Source organism: Azospirillum sp. SYSU D00513, from assembly GCF_017356015.1.
Taxonomy (GTDB): domain Bacteria; phylum Pseudomonadota; class Alphaproteobacteria; order Azospirillales; family Azospirillaceae; genus Azospirillum.
Genome location: NZ_JAFIQV010000077.1, coordinates 1 through 19,339, shown reverse-complemented (window position 1 = coordinate 19,339; position 19,339 = coordinate 1). Strand labels below are relative to the sequence as shown.

Sequence of the window (19,339 nt, the reverse complement as noted above, 5' to 3'; positions counted from 1 at the left end):
ATGCTCCGTTGCCAGATCAGAGCCTCACAACAGGCAAACCCCTTCCTTTTAACCGACTTTCTATCGAGTTCTGTGCAAGCCGTAGCCCCAAGGGGAGAGGGGATTAAGTTAGCGCCTATGCGCGTCCGCGGGGATGACGGATAGTTCTTGTCTTTCAGGGCCTTGACGCACGGCAAGGCCCGCTTGAGCAGCCCGCTTTCATACTCCCTCTCCGGCGGAACGACGGAAATTCGCCTTCACGCCAGCGCCACCACGCCCAGGTGCCGTTCCATCAGCGCGTGGTCGTCGCGGCACTCCGCGACGGGGCCGCTGTGCACCACCCGGCCGCGGTCCATCATGATGACGTCGCGGCAGAAGTCGAGCGCGCGGTCCACCTGCTGCTCCACCAGCACGACCGTCATGTCCAGCGTGCCCAGCGCAGCCATCAGCAGGTCGCAGATGACCGGCGCCAGCCCCTCCAGCGGCTCGTCCAGCAGCAGGACCGACGGCTTGCCCAGCAGGGCGCGCGCGACGGACAGCATCTGCTGCTCGCCGCCCGACAGCTCGCCCCCGCCGTTGCGGCGGCGCTCCGCCAGCCGCGGGAACAGGGCGTAGGCCTCCTCCAGCGCGCTCCTCGGCCGGCCCTTCAGCCCGGTGACGAGGTTCTCCTCCACCGTCAGGGAGCGGAAGACGTCGCGCGTCTGCGGCACGTAGCCGAGCCCCGCCGCCGCCCGGCGCGACGAGTTCAGGCCGGAGATCTCCACCCCGTCCAGCCGGATGGAGCCGGCGTGGCGCGTGGTCTGCCCGACCAGCGTCGCCAGCAGCGTCGATTTGCCGACGCCGTTGCGCCCCAGCAGGGCGAGCCGCCCGCCGGCCGGGACGGTGAAGCCCACCCGGTCGATGATGCGCGTCTCGCCATAGCCGGCGACCAGGCCGGAGACCTCAAGAAGGCCGGTGGGCATTGGCTCTGCTCCCCAGATAGACCTCGCGGACACGGGGGTCCGCGGTGATTTCCCGCGCCGTGCCGCTGCACAGCAGCCGCCCCTGGGCCAGCACGACGATCTTCTTCGCGAAGCGGAAGACCAGGTCCATGTCGTGCTCGATCATCAGCACGGCGAGGTCGGCCGGCAGCCGGTCCACCGCGTCCAGGATGCGCTGGCTTTCCGAATGGGGCACGCCGGCCGCCGGCTCGTCCAGGATCAGCACCTTGGGCTTCATCGCCAGCGCCAGCGCGATCTCCAGCAGCCGCTGCTGCCCGTAGGCCAGCGCGCCGACCCGCGTCCCGGCCACCGCCTCCAGCCCCATGATGTCGAGGACGGAGGCGACCTCCTCCTCCAGCCCCGGCACCCGGCGGACCGAGGCGAAGAGGCGGAAGGTCCGCCCCTCCCGCTCCAGCACCGCCAGCTCCAGATGCTCGCGCACGGTCATGGCGCGGAACAGCCGGGCCACCTGGAAGGAGCGGATCAGCCCGCGCCGCACCCGCGCCTGGGCGGACAGGCCGGTGATGTCCTCCCCGTCCAGACGGATGGTGCCGGCGGTCGGCGGGATCACCCCCGTCACCAGATTGACGAAGGTCGTCTTGCCCGCCCCATTCGGCCCGATCAGCGCGCAGCGGTCGCCGGGCAGCAGGTCCATGTCGATGTCGGAGGAGACCTGGAGGCCGCCGAAATTCTTGGACAGCCCCCGGACCTGAAGACGCGGGGTCATGGACGGTCTCCCTCGGCGGTGCGTGACGGGGAACGGGACAGCAGGCCGGACAGCCGCTCACCGAGCGAGGCGATGCCGCCCGGCAGGAACAGCACAACCCCCATCAGGAACAGACCGATGAACAGCATCCAGTGGAAGGGGTCGCTGGCGGCCAGGATGTGGTGGATCGCCATGAAGGCGACGGTGCCGATGACGGCGCCGTAGAGCCGCCCGGTGCCGCCCAGCACCAGCATCACCAGCGCCTCCGCCGACCAGGTGAAGCTGACGCTGTCCAGCCCGACGATGCCCGTGGACACGGCGGTCAGCGCCCCGGCGACGCCGGCGAAGACCCCGGCGATGGCGTACATGCCCACCAGGTACCGGCGCGGCGATCCGCCCAGCGCCTGGACGCGCAAGGGGTCCTCCTTCACGCCCCGGCAGGCGAGGCCGAAGGGCGAGCGCACGATGCGCCGGGCCACCAGGAACATCACCAGCAGAACCGCCAGCGCGAACAGGTAGGAAGTGCGGCCATACAGGTCGAAGCGGAACAGCCCCAGCACCGGGCTCGGGTCGATGCCCGACAGCCCGTCGCTGCCGCCCGTCCAGTCGCGCGCCTTGTTGGCGACCTCCTGCACGATCTGCACGACCGCGATGGTCAGCATCAGCAGGGTCAGCCCGTGGGCGTGCAGGATCAGCGCCCCCGTCACCAGAGCGATCAGCCCGCCGGCGACCCCGCCGACGGCGAGCAGCACCAGCGGGTCGCTCACCAGATGCACGGCGGCGATGCCCGCGGCGTAGGCGCCGGTGCCGAACATGGCCGCCTGCCCCAGCGTGGCAATGCCGCAGTATCCCAGCACCAGGTCCAGCGACAGCACGTAGAGCGCCGTCGCCAGGATGCGGGTCATCAGCCCCAGATCCTCGGGGAACAGCCAGAATCCCAGCAGCCCCAGGGCGGCCATCACCGGCACGCCGGCATGGTCCCGGACGGCCCGGCCCAGCCGGCCCGGCGCGCCCTTGCCGGCGGGCTTGCCAGTATCCTTGTTCGTTGCGACGGCGGTCATGCGGTCCCTCGCTTGAAGAAGCCGTGCGGCCAGCGGAAGAGGATGAGGATCAGGGCTGTGTAGAAGAAGAACTCGCCGAAATTCGGGATCAGGTACTTGCCCGCCGTGTCGATGACGCCGAGCGCCACCGCCGCCGCCGCCGACCCGAAGATGCTGCCGGCCCCCCCGACCGCCACCACCGCCAGGAACAGCACGATGTAGCGCAGCGCGTAGTAGGGCTCGAGCGGCAGCAGCTCCGACCCCAACACCCCGCCGAAGGCCGCCAGCCCCGTGCCCAGCGCGAAGGTCGCGGCGTAGAGCCGTTCCGTGCGGATGCCCAGCGCCGCCGCCATGCCCGGATTGTCCACCGCCGCGCGCAGCCGGATGCCGAAATCCGTACGCTCCAGAAGCCACCACAGCCCCACCAGCGCCGTCAGCCCCGCCCCGATGACGAAGATGCGGTGGGCGGAGATCGCCTTCGGCCCCAGCATCACCACCCCGCTGAGATAATCCGGCAGCGGGATGCGCTTCAGCGTCGGGCCGAACAGGTAGTTCATGCCGGCCACGATCACGAAGCACAGCCCGATGGTCAGCAGCACCTGCGCCAGCTCGTTCGCCGAGCCGTAGATCCGCCGGTAGAGCAGCCGTTCGAGCGGCAGCGCCAGCAGCACCGTCAGCAGCACCGCCGCGACCAGCGCCAGCTCGTAGGGCAGCCCCGCCCCCTGCATCACGGAGGACGCGATGTAGCCGCCGACCATGGCGAAGGCGCCGTGCGCCAGATTGACGACCCGCATGAGGCCGAGCGTGACCGACAGGCCGACCGAGATGATGAAGAGGATCATCCCGTAGGCCACGCCGTCCACGGCGATGCCAAAGACGGTTTCCATAGGATCTCCCGCCGGAACGGTTGGGGGTGGACTGCGACGCCTGAGCCCGTCGCGGCGCAACGGATCAGCGGAATGCCTACGATTTTTCCGTCATCCCCGCGGAAGCGGGGATCCAGAACTTCGGACGGCGTGCAATCTGCGGGAAGCCTGGATCCCCGCTTTCGCGGGGATGACGGGTAAGCCGTTGTTCTTCCGGTGGCCGCCGCACGGCGGACTGCGTGCGGCGGCCCCGGACGTCAGAAAAGAGCCCCGACGCTCACTTCCCCTTGAAGCCGTAGTCCGGCTGGTTCGGGAAGGTCTCGATTTCCTTGTTCACGAGCTGGCCGTCCACCTTCTCCACGACGCGCAGGTACATGTTCTGCGTGACGTGGCGCGAGGCCGGGTCCAGCTTCAGCGGGCCGCGCGGGCTTTCCCAGGCGAGGTTCTTCACCGCCTCGACCGCCTTGGCGCCGTCGCGCTTGCCGTCCGTCGCCTCGACCATCTTGTAGATCAGGTGGGTGCCGTCATAGGCGCCGGCCGAGGTGAAGGTGACGGTGTCGCTCGACCCGAACAGCTCCTTGTGCTTGGCGATGAAGGCCTTGTTCATCGCGGAATCATGCGCCGCGCTGTAATGGAAGGTCGTGGTGATGCCCAGCGCCGCGTCGCCCAGCGCCAGCAGGTCCGGCTCCTGGGTGATGTCGCCGGGGCCGACGAACTTGATGCCCTTCTCGCGCAGCCCGTTGTCGTTGAAGGCCTTGGCGAAGCCCAGCGTCGTCGGGCCGGCCGGCAGGAAGGCGTAGACGGCCTCGGCCCCGCTGTCCTTGATGCGCTGCATGAAGGGGGCGAAGTCGGCGGACTTCAGCGGCATGCGGATGCTGTCCACCACCTGGCCGCCGGCCTTCTCGAAGGTCGTCTTGAAGGCGGTCTCGCCGTCGATGCCCGGGCCGTAGTCGCTGACCGCCGTCACCACCTTGCGCACGCCCGTCTTGTAGACATGCTCGGCCAGCGGCACGGTGGCCTGCCACAGGGTGAAGGAGGTGCGGACGTAGAGCGGCGACTTCTCCGTGATGGCGGAGGTCGCGGCGTTGAAGATCACCGCGGGGATGTTCGCCTCGTCGATCAGCGGGGCGACGGCCAGCGCGTCCGGCGTGAAGAAGAAGCCGGCGAGGTAGCCGACCTTCTCCTTCACCACCAGCTCCTGGGCGAGCGCCTTCGACTGGGCGGGGTTGGCCTGGTCGAGGTCCTTGTAGACGAACTGCACCGTGTGGCCGCCGACGGTCTTGCCGTTCTGCGCCTGGTAGACCTCGATGGCCTCCTTGAAGGTCTTGCCGACCGTGGCGAAGGGACCGGAGAAGGGGGCGATGACGCCGACCTTCACCGTGTCGGCCAGGGCCGGGCCGGCGCCCAGCGCCAGGCCGACGACCGCACCAAGCAACGCGCCGCGCAGAACAGACTTCATCGCCGCTTCCTCCGTGTTCCGTGGTTCTCGACGCACCCCCGCCCGGACGGGCCGGATGATGCGTGGCCGTAACTTATAATCAGTCTAACCAACCTAACAACCCGGATTACCCCCGGTCAAGTGCGATATTCGCCATATATGTTCGATTAACGCACGAGCATGCGTCAGCCGCGCGAGCCGCCGACCAGAAGCACCCGCGCCTCCTCGGCGATGCCGCGCAGATGGGGCAGGAACTGCTCCTCCATCTCGGCGCTGCTCACGCGGGCGGCCTGGGCGCTGACGTTGACGGCGGCGACGACCGCGCCGGACGCGCTGCGCACCGGCACGGCGATGGAGCGCAGCCCCAGCTCCAGCTCCTGGTCCACCAGCGCGTAGCCGCGCTCGCGGATGCGCACCAGCTCCTGGCGCAGCACGTTGGGCGTGGTGATGGTGCGCTCGGTGAAGGGCTTCAGCGCGACCCGCGCCAGATAGGCGTCGATCTCCGCCTCGGGCATGTGGGCCAGCAGCACCCGCCCGATGGAGGTGCAGTAGGCCGGAAGCCGGCTGCCGACGTTCAGCCCGATGGACATGATGCGCTTCTGCGCGGCGCGCGCGACATAGACGACGTCGTCCTCGTCCAGCACGCCCGCCGAGCTGGACTCCCGCAGCCGCTCGCTGACCTGCTCGATCAGCGGCTCCAGGATGGTGGAGAGCGGGGCGGAGGACAGGAAGGAATAGCCCAGCGCCAGGATCTTCGGCTTCAGGAAGAAGGTGCGCCCGTCCGTCCCCGCATAGCCCAGCTGCACCAGAGTCAGCAGGCAGCGCCGGGCGGCGGCGCGCGGCAGCCCGGCGATGCGCGCGATCTCGGCGATGGTCAGGTTGGGGTTCCGCTCGGTGAAGGCGCGGATCACGGACAGCCCGCGCGCCAGCGACGTCATGAAATTGGGATCGCTCCCCCCCGCCCCGCCGTCGGGATCCCCGTCCCGCCCGCCGACCTCGGCCGCCGTCTCCATGCGTCTGCTCCCCGGATTTTATCGTTCTGGCATTGGGTCGCCCACATCAGGGGCGGTTATCGAACAATAGCGCAACCGCCCCGTTTCCGGCAAGGACCGCTTGTCGCTACGCCGCCTCGGCCGGGCGGGCGATGCCCTTCACGACGATGGTGGCGGCGGCGAGGCCGGCCGGCACGACCAGGGCGGTCAGCACCTGCTGGAAGTCCCAGCCCAGCCCCAGCAGCGTGGCGCCGATCCAGGCGCCGAGGATGGCGCCGAAGCGGCCGATGCCGAGCATCCAGGACACGCCCGTGGCGCGGCCCTGCGTGGGATAGTAGCGCGTCGCCAGCGACGGCATGGCCGACTGCGCGCCGTTGATGCACATGCCCGCGACCAGCACCAGCGCGGCCAGCAGCCACTCGTGCCCCAGGCTCAGGCCCACGGCGTAGGCGAAGACGCCCGCCAGCCCGTAGAACAGGCCGATGACGTAATGCGGGTTGAAGCGGTCCATCGCCCAGCCCACGCCCACCGCGCTCAGCACCCCGCCGAACTGGAACAGCGCGCCGACGATGGCCGCCCGCTCCATGCTCGCCCCGCTCTCGGCCAGCAGGGTCGGCAGCCAGCTCGTCAGCAGATAGACGATCACCAGCCCCATGAAATAGGTCAGCCACAGCAGCAGCGTGCCGGGGGCGAGGTCGCGGCTGAAGACGATGGCGAAGGCGTTGCGGGCCGGCGCGCCCTTCGTCTCCGGCACGGTGAAGCGGGCCACGCCGCCCAGCGTGCCCGGTGCGATCGGCTCCAGCACCCGGCGGACCCGCGCCGCGTCGAAGCCGCGCACGACCATGTAGCGCGCCGATTCCGGCAGCCACAGCACCAGCCCGACGACCAGCGCCAGCGGCAGCACGCCGCCCGCCACCAGCAGGCTGTGCCAGCCATAGGCCGGGATCAGGTGGGCCGAGATGAAGCCGCCCGAGGCCATGCCCAGGTTGAAGCCGCAGAACATGGTGGTGACGAGCAGGGAGCGGCTGCGCTCCGGCGTGTATTCCGACAGCAGCGTCGTCGCGTTGGGCATGCCCGCACCCAGCCCGATGCCGGTCAGGAAGCGCAGCACGATGAGCTGCTCGACGTTCGCCGACCAGGCCGAGACCAGGCTGAAGCCGCCGAACACGAAGACCGAGGCCACCAGCACCGCCTTGCGCCCGAACCGGTCGGCCAGCGGGCCGGAACCGAGCGCGCCCACCACCATGCCGATGAGTGCTGCGCTCATCACCGGGCCGAGCGCGGCGCGCGGGATGCTCCAGTCCTGCGCCAGGGCGGGGGCGATGAAGCCCATGGCCGCCGTGTCCAGCCCGTCCAGGAAGACGATCAGGAAGCACAGGATCATGATCCGCCACTGGTAGCGGCTGAAGGCGCTGGCGTTGATGAAGGACTGGACGTTCAGCACGTCCCCGGATGCCGGATGTTGGGCCGCTTGCGACACGGAAGCCCCCTGAGGTCGGGTATTGGATGCGCGAAGGACGGGCCGGGCGGGACGGAATCGTTCCTCGCCCCGACAATATGTTTCGTCCCCGGATGGCCGGACCCTAGAAGCCGCGCCACACGCCGTCAAGGGCGATAAAAGCACGTCTTGTTCGTTAACCGCCCGACGCGACGGAGATTCAGGAAAGCCGCCGCCATTCCCGGCCTTCGCTTCCCGGCGGGTCAGCCATGCGGGCCAAGCACCGTCCACTCCGCAGGGTGGAGGCTTGACAATGGATGGTGGGACGTACCAACCTGTTCAAAATTCGTTTTCATCGTGCGTTATTCGCACATCAGGAGGAAGGCATGGCGCAGATCACGTCCTTGCGCGAGGCCGTATCAGGGCTGATCCAGGACGGCGACACCGTCGCCCTGGAAGGTTTCACCCACCTCATCCCCCACGCGGCCGGTCACGAGATCGTCCGCCAGGGCAAGAAGGACCTGACGCTGGTCCGCATGACCCCGGACCTGATCTACGACCAGCTCATCGGCATGGGCTGCGCGCGCAAGCTGATCTTCTCCTGGGGCGGAAACCCGGGCGTCGGTTCGCTGCACCGCTTCCGCGACGCGGTGGAGAACGGCTGGCCGCACCAGCTGGAGATCGAGGAGCACAGCCATTCCGGCATGGCGAACGCCTATGTCGCCGGCGCCTCCAACCTGCCCTTCGCTCTGCTGCGCGGCTACACCGGCTCCGACCTGCCCAAGGTCAACCCGAACATCCGCTTCGTCGAATGCCCCTTCACGGGCGAAAAGCTCGCCGCCATCCCCTCGGTGCGCCCGGACGTGACGGTGATCCACGCCCAGAAGGCCGACCGCCGCGGCAACGTGCTGCTCTGGGGCATCCTCGGCGTCCAGAAGGAGGCGGTGCTCGCCGCCAAACGCGCCATCGTCACGGTCGAGGAGATCGTGGACGCGCTTGAGGCACCCGCCAACAGCTGCGTGCTGCCGCGCTGGGCCGTCTCCGCCGTCTGCCACGTGCCGGGCGGCGCCTACCCCTCCTACGCGCAGGGCTACACGGAGCGCGACAACCGCTTCTACAAGGCCTGGGACCCCGTCGCCCGCTCGCGCGAGGGCTTCACGGCCTGGATGGAACGCCACGTCCTCGGCACCGAGGATTTCGACGGCTTCAGGCGCGTGCTCGCCGAAAGCCAGAAGGAGACCGCGTGATGACCACGCCCGCCAGCCCCACCCTGGACTTCACCGCGACCGAGATCATGACCGTGGCGGCCAGCCGCCTGCTGCGGGACGACACGGTCTGCTTCGTCGGCATCGGCCTGCCCTCCACCGCGGCGAACCTCGCCCGGCTGACCCACGCGCCCGACGTCGTGCTGATCTATGAATCCGGCCCGATCGGCGCCAAGCCGACCGTCCTGCCGCTGTCCATCGGCGACGGGGAGCTGGCGCTGACCGCCGACACGGTGGTCAGCACGCCGGAGATCTTCCGCTACTGGCTGCAGGGCGGGCGCATCGACGTGGGCTTCCTGGGGGCCGCCCAGGTGGACCGCTTCGCCAACATCAACACCACGGTCATCGGCGCTTACGACAGCCCGAAGGTCCGCCTGCCCGGCGCCGGCGGCGCGCCGGAGATCGCCAGCCAAGCCAAGGAGGTCTTCATCGTGCTGAAGCAGAGCACGAAGGCCTTCGTCGGCAAGCTGCCCTTCATCACCTCCGCCGGCTATCTCGACGGCGGCGACGCGCGGGAGAGGGCGGGCATCCCCGGCAAGGGGCCGACCGCGGTCATCACCGACCTCGGCATCATGACCCCCGACCCCGTCACCCGCGAGCTGACCCTGACCAGCGTCCATCCGGGCGTCACGGTCGATCAGGTGCGGGAGGCCACCGGCTGGGACCTCAAGGTCAGCCCCGACCTGAAGACCACCGCGGCGCCCGAGCCGCAGGAGCTGGCGGCACTCCGCGACCTCCAGGCCCGCACCGCCAAGGCGCACGGCCAGAGCGGCGGCGGCGAAGGCTAAGGGAAAAAGGAACCGGACCATGACCGAAGCCTTCATCTGCGACGCGATCCGCACCCCCATCGGCCGCTTCGGCGGGGCGCTCTCCTCCGTCCGCGCCGACGACCTCGCCGCCATCCCCCTCAAGGCGCTGATGGAGCGCAACGGGGGCGTTGACTGGGGTGCGGTGGACGAGGTGATCCTCGGCTGCGCCAACCAGGCTGGCGAGGACAACCGCAACGTCGCCCGCATGGCGACCCTGCTGGCCGGCCTGCCGGTCGAGGTGCCGGGCACGACGGTCAACCGCCTCTGCGGCTCCGGCCTGGACGCGGTCGCCATCGCCGCCCGCGCCATCCGCGCCGGCGAGGCCGACCTGATCCTCGCCGGCGGCGTCGAGAGCATGAGCCGCGCCCCCTTCGTCATGGGCAAGGCGGAGACCGCCTTCTCCCGCCAGGCGGAGATGTTCGACACCACCATCGGCTGGCGCTTCGTGAACCGCCGCATGAAGGAGCTGTACGGCACCGATTCCATGCCGGAGACGGGCGAGAACGTCGCCGAGCAGTTCGGCATCGCCCGCGAGGACCAGGACGCCTTCGCCCTGCGCAGCCAGCAGCGCGCCGCCCGCGCCATCCAGGACGGCACCATGGCGCAGGAGATCGTCCCGGTCACCATCAAGGGCCGCAAGGCCGACACGGTGGTGGACACGGACGAGCACCCCCGCGCCACCTCGCTCGACGCGCTGGCGAGCCTGAAGCCGATCGTGCGCCCGAACGGCACGGTGACGGCCGGCAACGCGTCCGGCGTCAACGACGGCGCCTGCGCCCTGCTGATCGCGTCGGCCGCCGCCGCCGAGCGCTACGGCCTGACTCCGCGCGCCCGCATCGTCGGTGCGGCCACCGCCGGCGTCGCCCCGCGCATCATGGGCTTCGGCCCGGCCCCCTCCACGCGCAAGCTGCTCGCCCGGCTCGGCCTGACCATCGGCCAGATGGAACTGATCGAGCTGAACGAGGCCTTCGCCTCCCAGGCGCTGGCGGTCCTGCGCGACCTGGGCGTCGCCGACGACGCCCCACACGTCAACCCCAACGGCGGCGGCATCTCGCTCGGCCACCCCCTGGGCATGAGCGGCGCCCGCCTCGCCACCACCGCCACCCACCAGCTCCAGCGCTCCTCCGCCCGTTACGCGCTCTGCACCATGTGCATCGGCGTCGGCCAGGGCATCTCCATGGTGCTGGAACGGGTGTAGGGGAAACCACCCCTCTCCCCTTGGGGAGAGGGAGGGACCCGCGCAGCGGGAGGGTGAGGGGGTTGCAGGGGGACCGGAAACCCCTGCGACCGCGGCCCCCTCACCCTGACCCTCTCCCCGGAGGGGAGAGGGATGAAACGGCCGAGAAAGTTTCTTCTGTACGCCTATACTAAGCACCCGAGAACCACCCAGGGGGACCCCAGCCATGCCCTTCATCCGCGCGGGCGCCATCACGGTCCATTACGACCTGACCGGGCCGGCCGAGGCCCCCGTCCTGCTGTTCGCGAACTCCATCGGCACCAGCTTCCATGTCTGGGACGCGGTGGTGCCGCTGCTGTCGGACCGGTTCCGGCTGCTGCGCTACGACATGCGCGGCCACGGCCTGACCGACGCCACGCCGGTGCCCGACGGCGGCCCCGGCTACAGCATGGACGATCTTGCCGACGACGCGGCGGCGCTGCTCGACGCGCTGGGCATCGCCCGTGCCCATGTCTGCGGCCTGTCGATCGGCGGCATGATGGCCCAGCGCCTCGCCGCCAAGGCGCCGGAGCGCGTGGCCTCCCTGATCCTCTGCGACACGGCCAGCGTCATCGGCCCGCCGGAGGTCTGGCAGACGCGCATCGACGCGATCCGCGCCAGGGGGCTGGCGAGCATCGCCGCCGGCGTCATGCCGCGCTGGTTCACGAAGCGCTTCCTGGAGGCCGAGCCCGACCGCGTGCGCGGCTACGTCAACATGGTCGCGCGCAACGCGGACGAGGGCTACATCGGCTGCGCCATGGCGATCCGCGACGCCGACCTGCGCGCCGACGACGCCCGCATCACCTGCCCGACCCTGGTGATCGTCGGCGACCAGGACGCCGCCACCCCGCCCGCCCAGGCCGAGGCGCTGGCGAAGGCCATCCCCGGCGCCCTGCTGGAGATCATCCCCGACGCCGGCCACATCCCCTGCGTGGAGCAGCCCGAGACCCTGGTCGCCCTGATCCGCACCTTCCTGCCCGCCGCCTGACGCCGCAAGCCACGAGAGGACAAAGCCCCATGTCGAACGATCTCTATGAAAAGGGCCTGGAGGTCCGCAAGGCGGTGCTGGGCGAGGCGCATGTCGAGCGCTCCCTGAAGAACGCCACCGACTTCACCCAAGACTTCCAGACCTTCATCACCCAGCAGGCCTGGGGCTCGATCTGGACCCGCCCAGGCCTGGACCGCAAGGCCCGCAGCATGATCACCATCGCCATGCTGGCGGCACTCGGCTCCGACGAGCTGAAGCTCCACATCCGCGCCACCCGCAACACCGGCGTCACCCGCGACGAGGTGAAGGAGATCCTCCTGCAAGCCGGCGTCTACGCCGGCGTCCCCGCCGCCAACAGCGCCTTCCACCTGGCCAAGCAGGTCTTCGACGAGATGGACAAGGAGGATGAGGCGGCGAAGTAGGGGGCGCGGGCGCCTTTCCCTTTCCCCGATTTTTCAAACCCGCCGCACCCTGTACCTTCATGGCCGTCATCCCCGCGAAAGCGGGGATCCAGGCTCCGCGACAAAGCCGCGCCGCCAAGAGTTCTGGATCCCCGCTTTCGCGGGGATGACGTTCAAAAAGCGGAAGAGCGCTGTTCCCCGTGACCGGCCCCCCACCCCCGCCCCACCCACGCGAGCCCCCCACCATGCACCCCTACGGCGACCCGCTGCTCGACCCGCTCTTCTCCACCGAGGAAGCCGTCCGCATCTTCTCGCCGCGGGGCCGGCTCCAGGGGATGCTCGACTTCGAGGCGGCCCTCGCCCGCGCCGAGGCGAAAACCGGCGTCATCCCGCCCACCGCCGTCGGCCCCATCGAGGCCGCCTGCAAGGCCGACCTCCACGACCTCACGGCACTCGGCCAGGAGGCCGCGAAGGCCGGCAACACCGCCATCCCCATGGTGAAGCACCTGACGCGCGCGGTCGCGGCGCGGGACGAGGAGGCCGCGCGCTACGTCCATTGGGGCGCCACCAGCCAGGACGCGATGGACACAGGCCTCGTGCTCCAGCTCCGCGCCTTCGCCGACGCGCTGGACGCCGACCTCGCCCGGCTGGACGCGACGCTGGCCGGCCTCGCCGACCGGCACCGGGCGACGCCGATGGTGGCGCGCACTTGGCTCCAGCACGCGCTGCCCACCACCTTCGGGCTGAAGGCCGCCGTCTGGCTGGATGCGCTGACCCGCGACCGCGAGCGGCTGGCGAGCGCCTGCGCCCGCCTCGCCCTCCAGTTCGGGGGGGCGGCCGGCACGCTGGCGGCGCTGGGCGACCGGGGCCTCGCCGTCGCCGAGGCGCTGGCCGGCGACCTCGCCCTGCCCCTGCCGTCCCTGCCCTGGCACACGACGCGCGACCGCGTGCTGGAGTTGGCGGCGGCACTCGGCATCCTGCTCGGCACGCTCGGCTCCATCGGGCGCGACGTGTCGCTGATGATGCAGATCGAGATCGGCGAGGCCTATGAGCCCACCGGCCCCGGCCGCGGCGGCTCCTCTACCATGCCGCACAAGCGCAACCCGGTGTCGAGCGCCGTCCTCCTCCAGGCCGCCGTGCGCGGCCCGTCCCTGGTCGCCGGCCTTCTCATGGGCCAAGTGCAGGAGCAGGAGCGCGGCCTGGGCGGCTGGCACGCCGAATGGCAGGCCCTGCCCGACCTCTGCCGCCTCGCCGCCGGCGCCGCCCGCCAAGCCGCCGAGCTGATGGAGGGTCTGGACGTCCGCCCCGACCGCATGCGCGGCAACCTCGACATCACCCGCGGCCTGATCCTGGCCGAGGCCGTGACCATGGCCCTCGGCGACCGCCTCGGCCGCATGGCCGCCCACACCCTTGTCGCCGACGCCAGCCGCCGCGCCGTCGCCGAGGACCGCTCCCTGCGCGACGTCCTCGCCGAAGACCCCACCGTCACCGCCGCCCTCGGCCCCGACGCCCTCGACACCCTGTTCTCCCCCCTGAACTACACCGGCGCCGCCGACACCTTCATCGACCGCGTGTTGAAGGCCAGAGACACGCCGGCACGGCCAGAAGGGAAGAACGAACACCCACCAATCCCCTCTCCCCTCCGGGGAGAGGGTTAGGGTGAGGGGGTCGCCGGGGAACCGGAAAGCCCGCCAACCGCGAGCCCCCTCACCTTCCCAAGCCTGACGGCTTGGGGCCCTTCCTCTCCCCGGAGGGGAGAGGAGGAAACGCCCGTCAAAGCCCGTGCCGACGCGCCTTCGCGGGACTAACGTAAAGGCCGCCCCCACCGCCCCCAACCCAAGCCGGCCCCAGGAGGAAACGATGCAGCCCACCATCATCACCGTCGCCGTCAACGGCTCCGTCCCGCGCAAGAAGGACAACCCCGCCGTTCCCATCACGCCGGAGGAGGTCGTCGCCTCCACGAAGGAGGCCTTCGCGGCCGGCGCCACCGTGCTGCACGTGCACGCCCGCAACCCGGACGAATCCTCCTCCTCCGACCCCACCTATTTCGCGGCGGTGCAGGAAGGGGTGCGGCGGGAATGCCCGGGCATGATCGTCCAGTTCTCCACCGGCGGCCGCGGCCGCGACCCGGCGGCGCGCGGCAGCGCCCTGCACCATCGGCCCGACATGGCCTCGCTCTCCACCGGTTCGGTGAACTTCCCGAACATGGTCTACGAGAACCACCCGGAGCTGATCGCCAGCCTCGCCGCCTCCATGCTGGAATACAGCGTGAAGCCGGAGATCGAGGTCTTCGACCTCTCCATGCTCTACGTCGCCAAGGAGATGGCCGACAAGGGCAAGCTGAAGACGCCGCTGCACGTGCAGTTCGTCATGGGCATGCGCAACGGCATGCCGGCCCGCCGCGAGGCGCTGGAGTTCATGCTGCGCGAGCTGAACACGCTGCTGCCCGGCTCCACCTGGACCGTCGCCGGCATCGGCCGCAACCAGGCCCTGATGCACGAATGGGCGCTCGACCTCGGCGGCCACATCCGCACCGGCCTGGAAGACAACATCCGCATCTCCGCCGACCGCCTCGCCGCCAGCAACGCCGAACTGGTGGCGCTGGCCGCCGACATCTGCCGAAAGCGCGGGTCGCGCCCGGCCACGGCGGCGGAGGCGCGGGCGCTGCTTAGCTTGCCGGGGGTGTGAGGGGGATATACCCCTCCTCTGCTGGGGAGGTGTTGACGGTCTATATGATGGGATCCATAGGCGTTACTGGGGAACTGGAGGGGCTCGCAATTACGCAATGCCTCTCACCCCCGAAGAACCCCCCTACTTGAGCAGGAAAATCAAGTCTGTTACCTTGACTGGGAGCGGCACGAACGATGTCAATGCCGATGTTGAACACCACTTTCATGGCGTACCTTTTGGTTCCATTTTTAGGATTTCTCAATTTTTGAAACCGGGCAATGGCAAGTTCCTAAAAGCGTTAACCTAGCTTTACTATATGCTTTTTCTTCTAGAAAATTCATACTGGTACCAACTTGATCCTGTGCTTGTCCCAAGTTTCGCTTTCCCAGGCAACAACGACACGGTCAGGAGTTATTGCTCCCGTACCTACAACAAGCTTAGCGCGATTACCTACAAGTCCATCGAAGCAGATACCGATGTTTACCAAAGGCAAAGCATCCGCAAGTCGATCCACGCGAGCCTTGCGTACCCCGAGCGTTCCACTACAACTCACAACGACTCGAGACAGGGTCTTACGACCAATTTCGATTGCGCGTTGATGGGTCCAGCGACCTTCGGTTTGACTAATGTCGAGCACCGGCGTCAATATCCAGTCCGGTCGCGCAATTAGCGCAACATCACCACCGGGCGTTTGTTGTTGAAGATCCTCGCAAATCAGTATCATCACACGGCCTAGACCGTGAATGTCGTAAACCACCAACTCGGTGCCAACAGCTGCATCTTCAAGATGATTACTCATACTACAACCAACTGCTGGAGTGATATCGCAATCGCGCATGCGTGCGTTATCCATATTGAAAAGATGCAACTTTCTCTGCTTCCCAAGTATGCGACCACCTGAAGTCATCAGCACTGCTTCATTATGAGGACGCGCACCTGCTATCTCCAGAACATCACTCGCGCCCGTTCCCGCCAGAACTATTGCTGGCCCACTTGCGCTACCTCTAGCTTTTAGAACAGCAGCAAGTTCATTGGCAACGCTGGAGGTGGAAACAAGTTCTGGAAGCACAATTACTCCAGCGCCATCGTCAAGAAGCGCTGTGACTGCACTTTGTATCCGGTTAGCTAGGTCGGGAATGCTTGGTTGGGTATCAAGATAAGGCCTTCCACCTCGTTCAGAGGTTATAAAGCGAAGATCATTACGGTCCTCGGCGATTGGCGCAAGCCCAACATAATCCGCTCGATCCGGTGTAACAAAAATTTTTGTCGGATTAGGAACAACAAATCGAACTGACCTTCCTTGACGCAAATGTTCAAGGACTATCAGGTGTTCAAACTGGTTAGAAAGATCGGTTCCACTTGCGTCCTCCCGGTCGTTAGGGCGTACTCGCGACATAAGGTGCCCTTTAGGAATAACGAGGCCAACCCCTGGTACATCGGCATAAAAACCTTCGCTCGTGCGCTTATTCCTCATTGCCACAAGCATTCCAGTTGGACGACGCGCAATGCCCGGCAGCCGGTTTGGGAAAGCCGGATGAATCATCATTGCCGCTTCGTCAAGCGCACACATGACAACAAATCCCCGCTCCTTCACATCAAACACAGAGCAGGTGAAGCTAACAGGACCCAGCGCTAGGTATTCTTCTATTTCATGAGGAATGTCTATGCTCGGTTCTGTCGTAAAAAGTCGAAGAATCTCGGAAAACTCACCCGCATTCCTGCCCGCCCAAGGCTGCCCAAGAATATCACCCGTGTGGGGAATCAAAAGTTGCCAAAGTTCTGCGAACAAGACACCGGGTAGAGTCAAGATCAATCCTTTTCATTAGAGCGGATCTGTTCGTTCACAGGAAGACCCGCCGTATGCCGGAGCAGGGCCGTCGGATCGAGTTGTACTGCCGAGGCAAATTGCTGTAGAAGCTCAGTTAGCTTAATATTTGATTGGGGATCACCTCGAGAAATCCTTGCAAGGAGAATAGGAACCAGTTCGACTTCCCGGCCAGCGGCTGTAAGTGCCCGCCGCAAGGCATTCGTCAGGCTATCGGTAACCGACAGTTTTTCATTCTGCATCGCATCGATAAGAAGATCCGCTGCCTCGTTCACACGACCTGCGTCTAACAAGATTTCTGAAGTTGCCTCAATCAGTGCATTATCAGTACCCGGAGGTGCCTCTTCAATGCGCTTACGCTCAAGTTGATTAAGCGCTTCATCAACCTGCCCGCGCCGGGCTAGAAGTCTAGCGTTAACAAGGTTGATCCGCCATTCAAATTGCTCCAGCACTGCGCTTGTTTTCAGTTTATCTTTAGCAATCAAACGCATTCTTAATATCTCGCTCTCAGCATTCCGCGCGCTAGAGAGTACTGCAATCTCTGCCCGCGCTATCAATACATTTGCAATCTCAGCCTCATCTCGCGAATGGCGATTGGGGAAAAGGAAAATGGGTTTTTTTAATACCTGCCTTACCGCCTGATCCACAAAATATTCTGCTCTCTCAATTTCATTTTGCCTCACATACATCTCAGCAAGAATCCGAAGAGATCGCGCCATATCAACCGCTGCCCCTGGAGGCATATCTTGCCAGCTGATTGTACTATATTGCTCAACCGCCTGTAATTGCTTATCGACCGCGTCGATCGGCTTGCCTAAGGCACCAAGAAGTTCAGCGCTTCTTTCTAAAGCGCGAGCATTCCGCCAGCGACTGACAGGCCGATGATCTTCCCCGAATAATTGAGCTGCAAGATTGGAAAAAAGGAGCGCGTCTTCGTTGCGGCTCTGCTTCTGTAATTGAGTCGCCCTGGATTGGAGAAGGAGCGCAAACCTTGTACGGTACTGTTCAGGATCGGAATCGTACGCACGATTTGCTACTCGCAATCCGTTAGTCCCAAGAAAATCTACTATCGAAAGCGAGGTGCGGTCGTCACTAATACTTGCCGTATTCATAGCAGCTTCCCCAAGCGCCATCAGCCAGTCTGAACGCTCATCGCGATGGTCGATTGCCTCATTGAGCCACTGCAGAATTTGGCGAGACGCTGTGTCGAATGGCGCTTCGCGCAAAACCTCTAGGTCTGCAATACGTGGATCGTCGAAAGCCGCCCTTCGCCAAATTGAAGTAAGCACTTCTGGATCAATTTCCGCAATTTTCAACTCCTTCCGGTCAGCCAATCGGCGAGCAAGCTCGTGCATAGTGTCGAGAAGAGAGCCGCGCTCGTCGGGCACGTCTTCGAAGACAGCGAGCTTCTCCTCAAATGCACACCATGGATAATGACGAATTTCATCACGTCGGAGCGAACGCTCAATCTGCCAACGCTCTTCCTGCAACGCTGTAGCGAGTCGGCTTGCTGTATAGCGCCGCGCTGACTCCACAACACCTCGCTCTTCAACCCGGCATGGGATTACCCGGATATCAAGCTTAGATTGGTTTTGCTTTTCTCGTGCATAGCGAATTGAGCGCGCCACAGCAGCAGACCCTTCAATGCTCTGGCGGTTGTAGACGAGACAAATGATCAACGAGTCAGGGATTTGCGCGGTACATATACCAGCAGTATCCGCAACACCGGTGCGGCTATCGATCAGTACATGCGTATAACGCTCACGCGCCCAACTAATTAGTCGATTGATAAACTTCTCACCGTCGAAGCGCTCATAAAAAGTTGCCCAATCAAGTCCACCCACCTTCTCGCTATATCGAGAATCTTGCTTTCCAGCACCAAGAAAATGAAGACAGCCCTTAAAGTTCTTTGAGCGTTGCGGAAGCTCTAAAGGTTGGATAATGTCATCGCAATGTGCAAAGCGAAAACGGTCTTTCTTGCTTTCTTCATTGGATATAAACGTATCAATATAGTCCCAAACTCTGTCAATGAGGCCAAGCGCATTGGATTGCTCAGGGTCTGCTAAGAAAGGATGAAAGTAGCGATGCAGACCAGGCGCTTCCAAATCCCAATCAATTGCGAGAACACGCTCACCATTGGTTGCCAACGCCCACGCGACATTGGCCATGGTCATGCTACGCCCACTTCCACCTTTGTATGAGTAGAAGGTTGATACTTTAGCCATCAATTGCACGCACTTATACGAGGAAGGGGAGCCCGACGCACATCCGCCGGAATTGGCCGCTTAGAAAGGTCGTATCTATTTGCATCAAGGGAAACGACATTTCCGTCCTTAAGGAGAGCCCTGCTTTCGTTTTGCAATCCCTGTTCAACAACTAATCTCCCAACCGGTGTTAGTGCATTGAATACTTCTCTGCCGCGTTTGTGGCTAGTTACGGCTCCCTGCTCACGCAGAATGGTAAGCCATTTAGAAACCTGGGCTTCATCTTTTTCAAGATCCGCTGCAAGGTCAACATTGCGCATTGCTTTTTCGGCAAGGGCAGAGAGCACACGCCCAAAAGGCTGTGTTTTGGCAAGTTTCAAGATAGCGTCATCAGCAGTCTGGTAGGAAGCATAGCCAAGCACGTCTACAGCCGCTGAGAGCCTGTTTGACTGAAACCTGCTTCTGCCTGTTGGTGACGGCAGGAGGAGTGGACGATGTGGACAGACGCGCAGCGGGAAAAGT

17 protein-coding genes are annotated in these 19,339 nt (G+C 65.6%); 7 read left to right on the top strand and 10 right to left on the bottom strand.

Annotation, left to right across the window (positions count from 1 at the left end; genetic code table 11):
* Positions 1-236: 236 nt before the first annotated feature.
* The 7 genes from JUB11_RS31145 to JUB11_RS31115 form a co-directional block, all read right to left on the bottom strand.
* Positions 237-941 carry an ABC transporter ATP-binding protein gene (locus JUB11_RS31145; protein ID WP_207462699.1) on the bottom strand — a complete coding sequence of 235 codons (705 nt, stop codon included), beginning with the start codon at positions 939-941 and terminating at the stop codon, positions 237-239.
* Complete coding sequence (locus JUB11_RS31140; protein ID WP_207462698.1) at positions 922-1,686, bottom strand: ABC transporter ATP-binding protein; 765 nt, start codon at positions 1,684-1,686, stop codon at positions 922-924. The genes JUB11_RS31145 and JUB11_RS31140 overlap by 20 nt, the downstream gene beginning before the upstream one ends.
* Complete coding sequence (locus JUB11_RS31135; protein WP_207462697.1) at positions 1,683-2,726, bottom strand: branched-chain amino acid ABC transporter permease; 1,044 nt, start codon at positions 2,724-2,726, stop codon at positions 1,683-1,685. Before JUB11_RS31135 ends, JUB11_RS31140 begins: the two co-directional genes overlap by 4 nt.
* Positions 2,723-3,592 (bottom strand): branched-chain amino acid ABC transporter permease, encoded by an 870-nt coding sequence (locus JUB11_RS31130; protein ID WP_207462696.1) that lies wholly within the window; start codon positions 3,590-3,592, stop codon positions 2,723-2,725. The genes JUB11_RS31135 and JUB11_RS31130 overlap by 4 nt, the downstream gene beginning before the upstream one ends.
* A 256-nt stretch (positions 3,593-3,848) precedes the next feature.
* Complete coding sequence (locus JUB11_RS31125) at positions 3,849-5,030, bottom strand: ABC transporter substrate-binding protein (protein WP_207462695.1); 1,182 nt, start codon at positions 5,028-5,030, stop codon at positions 3,849-3,851.
* Between the two features lie 164 nt (positions 5,031-5,194).
* The gene (locus JUB11_RS31120) at positions 5,195-6,022 is read right to left on the bottom strand and encodes an IclR family transcriptional regulator C-terminal domain-containing protein (protein ID WP_207462694.1); all 828 of its coding nucleotides are present in this window, start codon (positions 6,020-6,022) and stop codon (positions 5,195-5,197) included.
* Between the two features lie 106 nt (positions 6,023-6,128).
* Positions 6,129-7,481, bottom strand: a complete 1,353-nt coding sequence (locus JUB11_RS31115) for an MFS transporter (RefSeq protein ID WP_348771544.1) — start codon at positions 7,479-7,481, stop codon at positions 6,129-6,131.
* 344 nt (positions 7,482-7,825) lie between these two features.
* On the opposite strand from JUB11_RS31115, the gene JUB11_RS31110 reads away from it, so the two are divergent.
* From JUB11_RS31110 to JUB11_RS31080, 7 genes are all read left to right on the top strand, one after another.
* Positions 7,826-8,686: a CoA transferase subunit A gene (locus JUB11_RS31110; RefSeq protein WP_207462692.1), complete on the top strand. Its 861-nt coding sequence runs from the start codon at positions 7,826-7,828 to the stop codon at positions 8,684-8,686.
* 23 nt (positions 8,687-8,709) lie between these two features.
* Positions 8,710-9,492, top strand: coding sequence for a CoA-transferase subunit beta (locus JUB11_RS31105; RefSeq protein ID WP_207462700.1), 783 nt, complete (start codon positions 8,710-8,712; stop codon positions 9,490-9,492).
* A gap of 19 nt (positions 9,493-9,511) precedes the next feature.
* Positions 9,512-10,711: a 3-oxoadipyl-CoA thiolase gene (pcaF, locus tag JUB11_RS31100; RefSeq protein WP_207462691.1), complete on the top strand. Its 1,200-nt coding sequence runs from the start codon at positions 9,512-9,514 to the stop codon at positions 10,709-10,711.
* Between the two features lie 205 nt (positions 10,712-10,916).
* A complete protein-coding gene (pcaD, locus tag JUB11_RS31095; RefSeq protein WP_207462690.1) occupies positions 10,917-11,717 on the top strand; it encodes a 3-oxoadipate enol-lactonase in 801 nt (266 codons plus the stop codon).
* Between the two features lie 29 nt (positions 11,718-11,746).
* Positions 11,747-12,139, top strand: a complete 393-nt coding sequence (gene pcaC, locus JUB11_RS31090; RefSeq protein ID WP_207462689.1) for a 4-carboxymuconolactone decarboxylase — start codon at positions 11,747-11,749, stop codon at positions 12,137-12,139.
* 224 nt (positions 12,140-12,363) lie between these two features.
* A complete protein-coding gene (locus JUB11_RS31085) occupies positions 12,364-13,776 on the top strand; it encodes a 3-carboxy-cis,cis-muconate cycloisomerase (protein WP_207462688.1) in 1,413 nt (470 codons plus the stop codon).
* A gap of 202 nt (positions 13,777-13,978) precedes the next feature.
* On the top strand, positions 13,979-14,806 hold the full coding sequence (locus JUB11_RS31080; RefSeq protein WP_207462687.1) for a 3-keto-5-aminohexanoate cleavage protein: 828 nt from the start codon (positions 13,979-13,981) through the stop codon (positions 14,804-14,806).
* A 319-nt stretch (positions 14,807-15,125) separates the two neighbouring features.
* Here JUB11_RS31080 and JUB11_RS31075 read toward each other — a convergent pair whose 3' ends face one another.
* The 3 genes from JUB11_RS31075 to JUB11_RS31065 form a co-directional block, all read right to left on the bottom strand.
* Positions 15,126-16,595 (bottom strand): nitrilase-related carbon-nitrogen hydrolase, encoded by a 1,470-nt coding sequence (locus JUB11_RS31075; protein WP_207462686.1) that lies wholly within the window; start codon positions 16,593-16,595, stop codon positions 15,126-15,128.
* 2 nt (positions 16,596-16,597) lie between these two features.
* Entirely contained in the window at positions 16,598-18,838 is a 2,241-nt protein-coding gene (locus JUB11_RS31070) for a division plane positioning ATPase MipZ (RefSeq protein WP_282189218.1), read from the bottom strand.
* Positions 18,838-19,339, bottom strand: a 502-nt coding sequence (locus JUB11_RS31065) for a helix-turn-helix domain-containing protein (RefSeq protein ID WP_207462684.1), incomplete at its 5' end; no start/stop codon positions are given. The genes JUB11_RS31065 and JUB11_RS31070, both read right to left, overlap by 1 nt.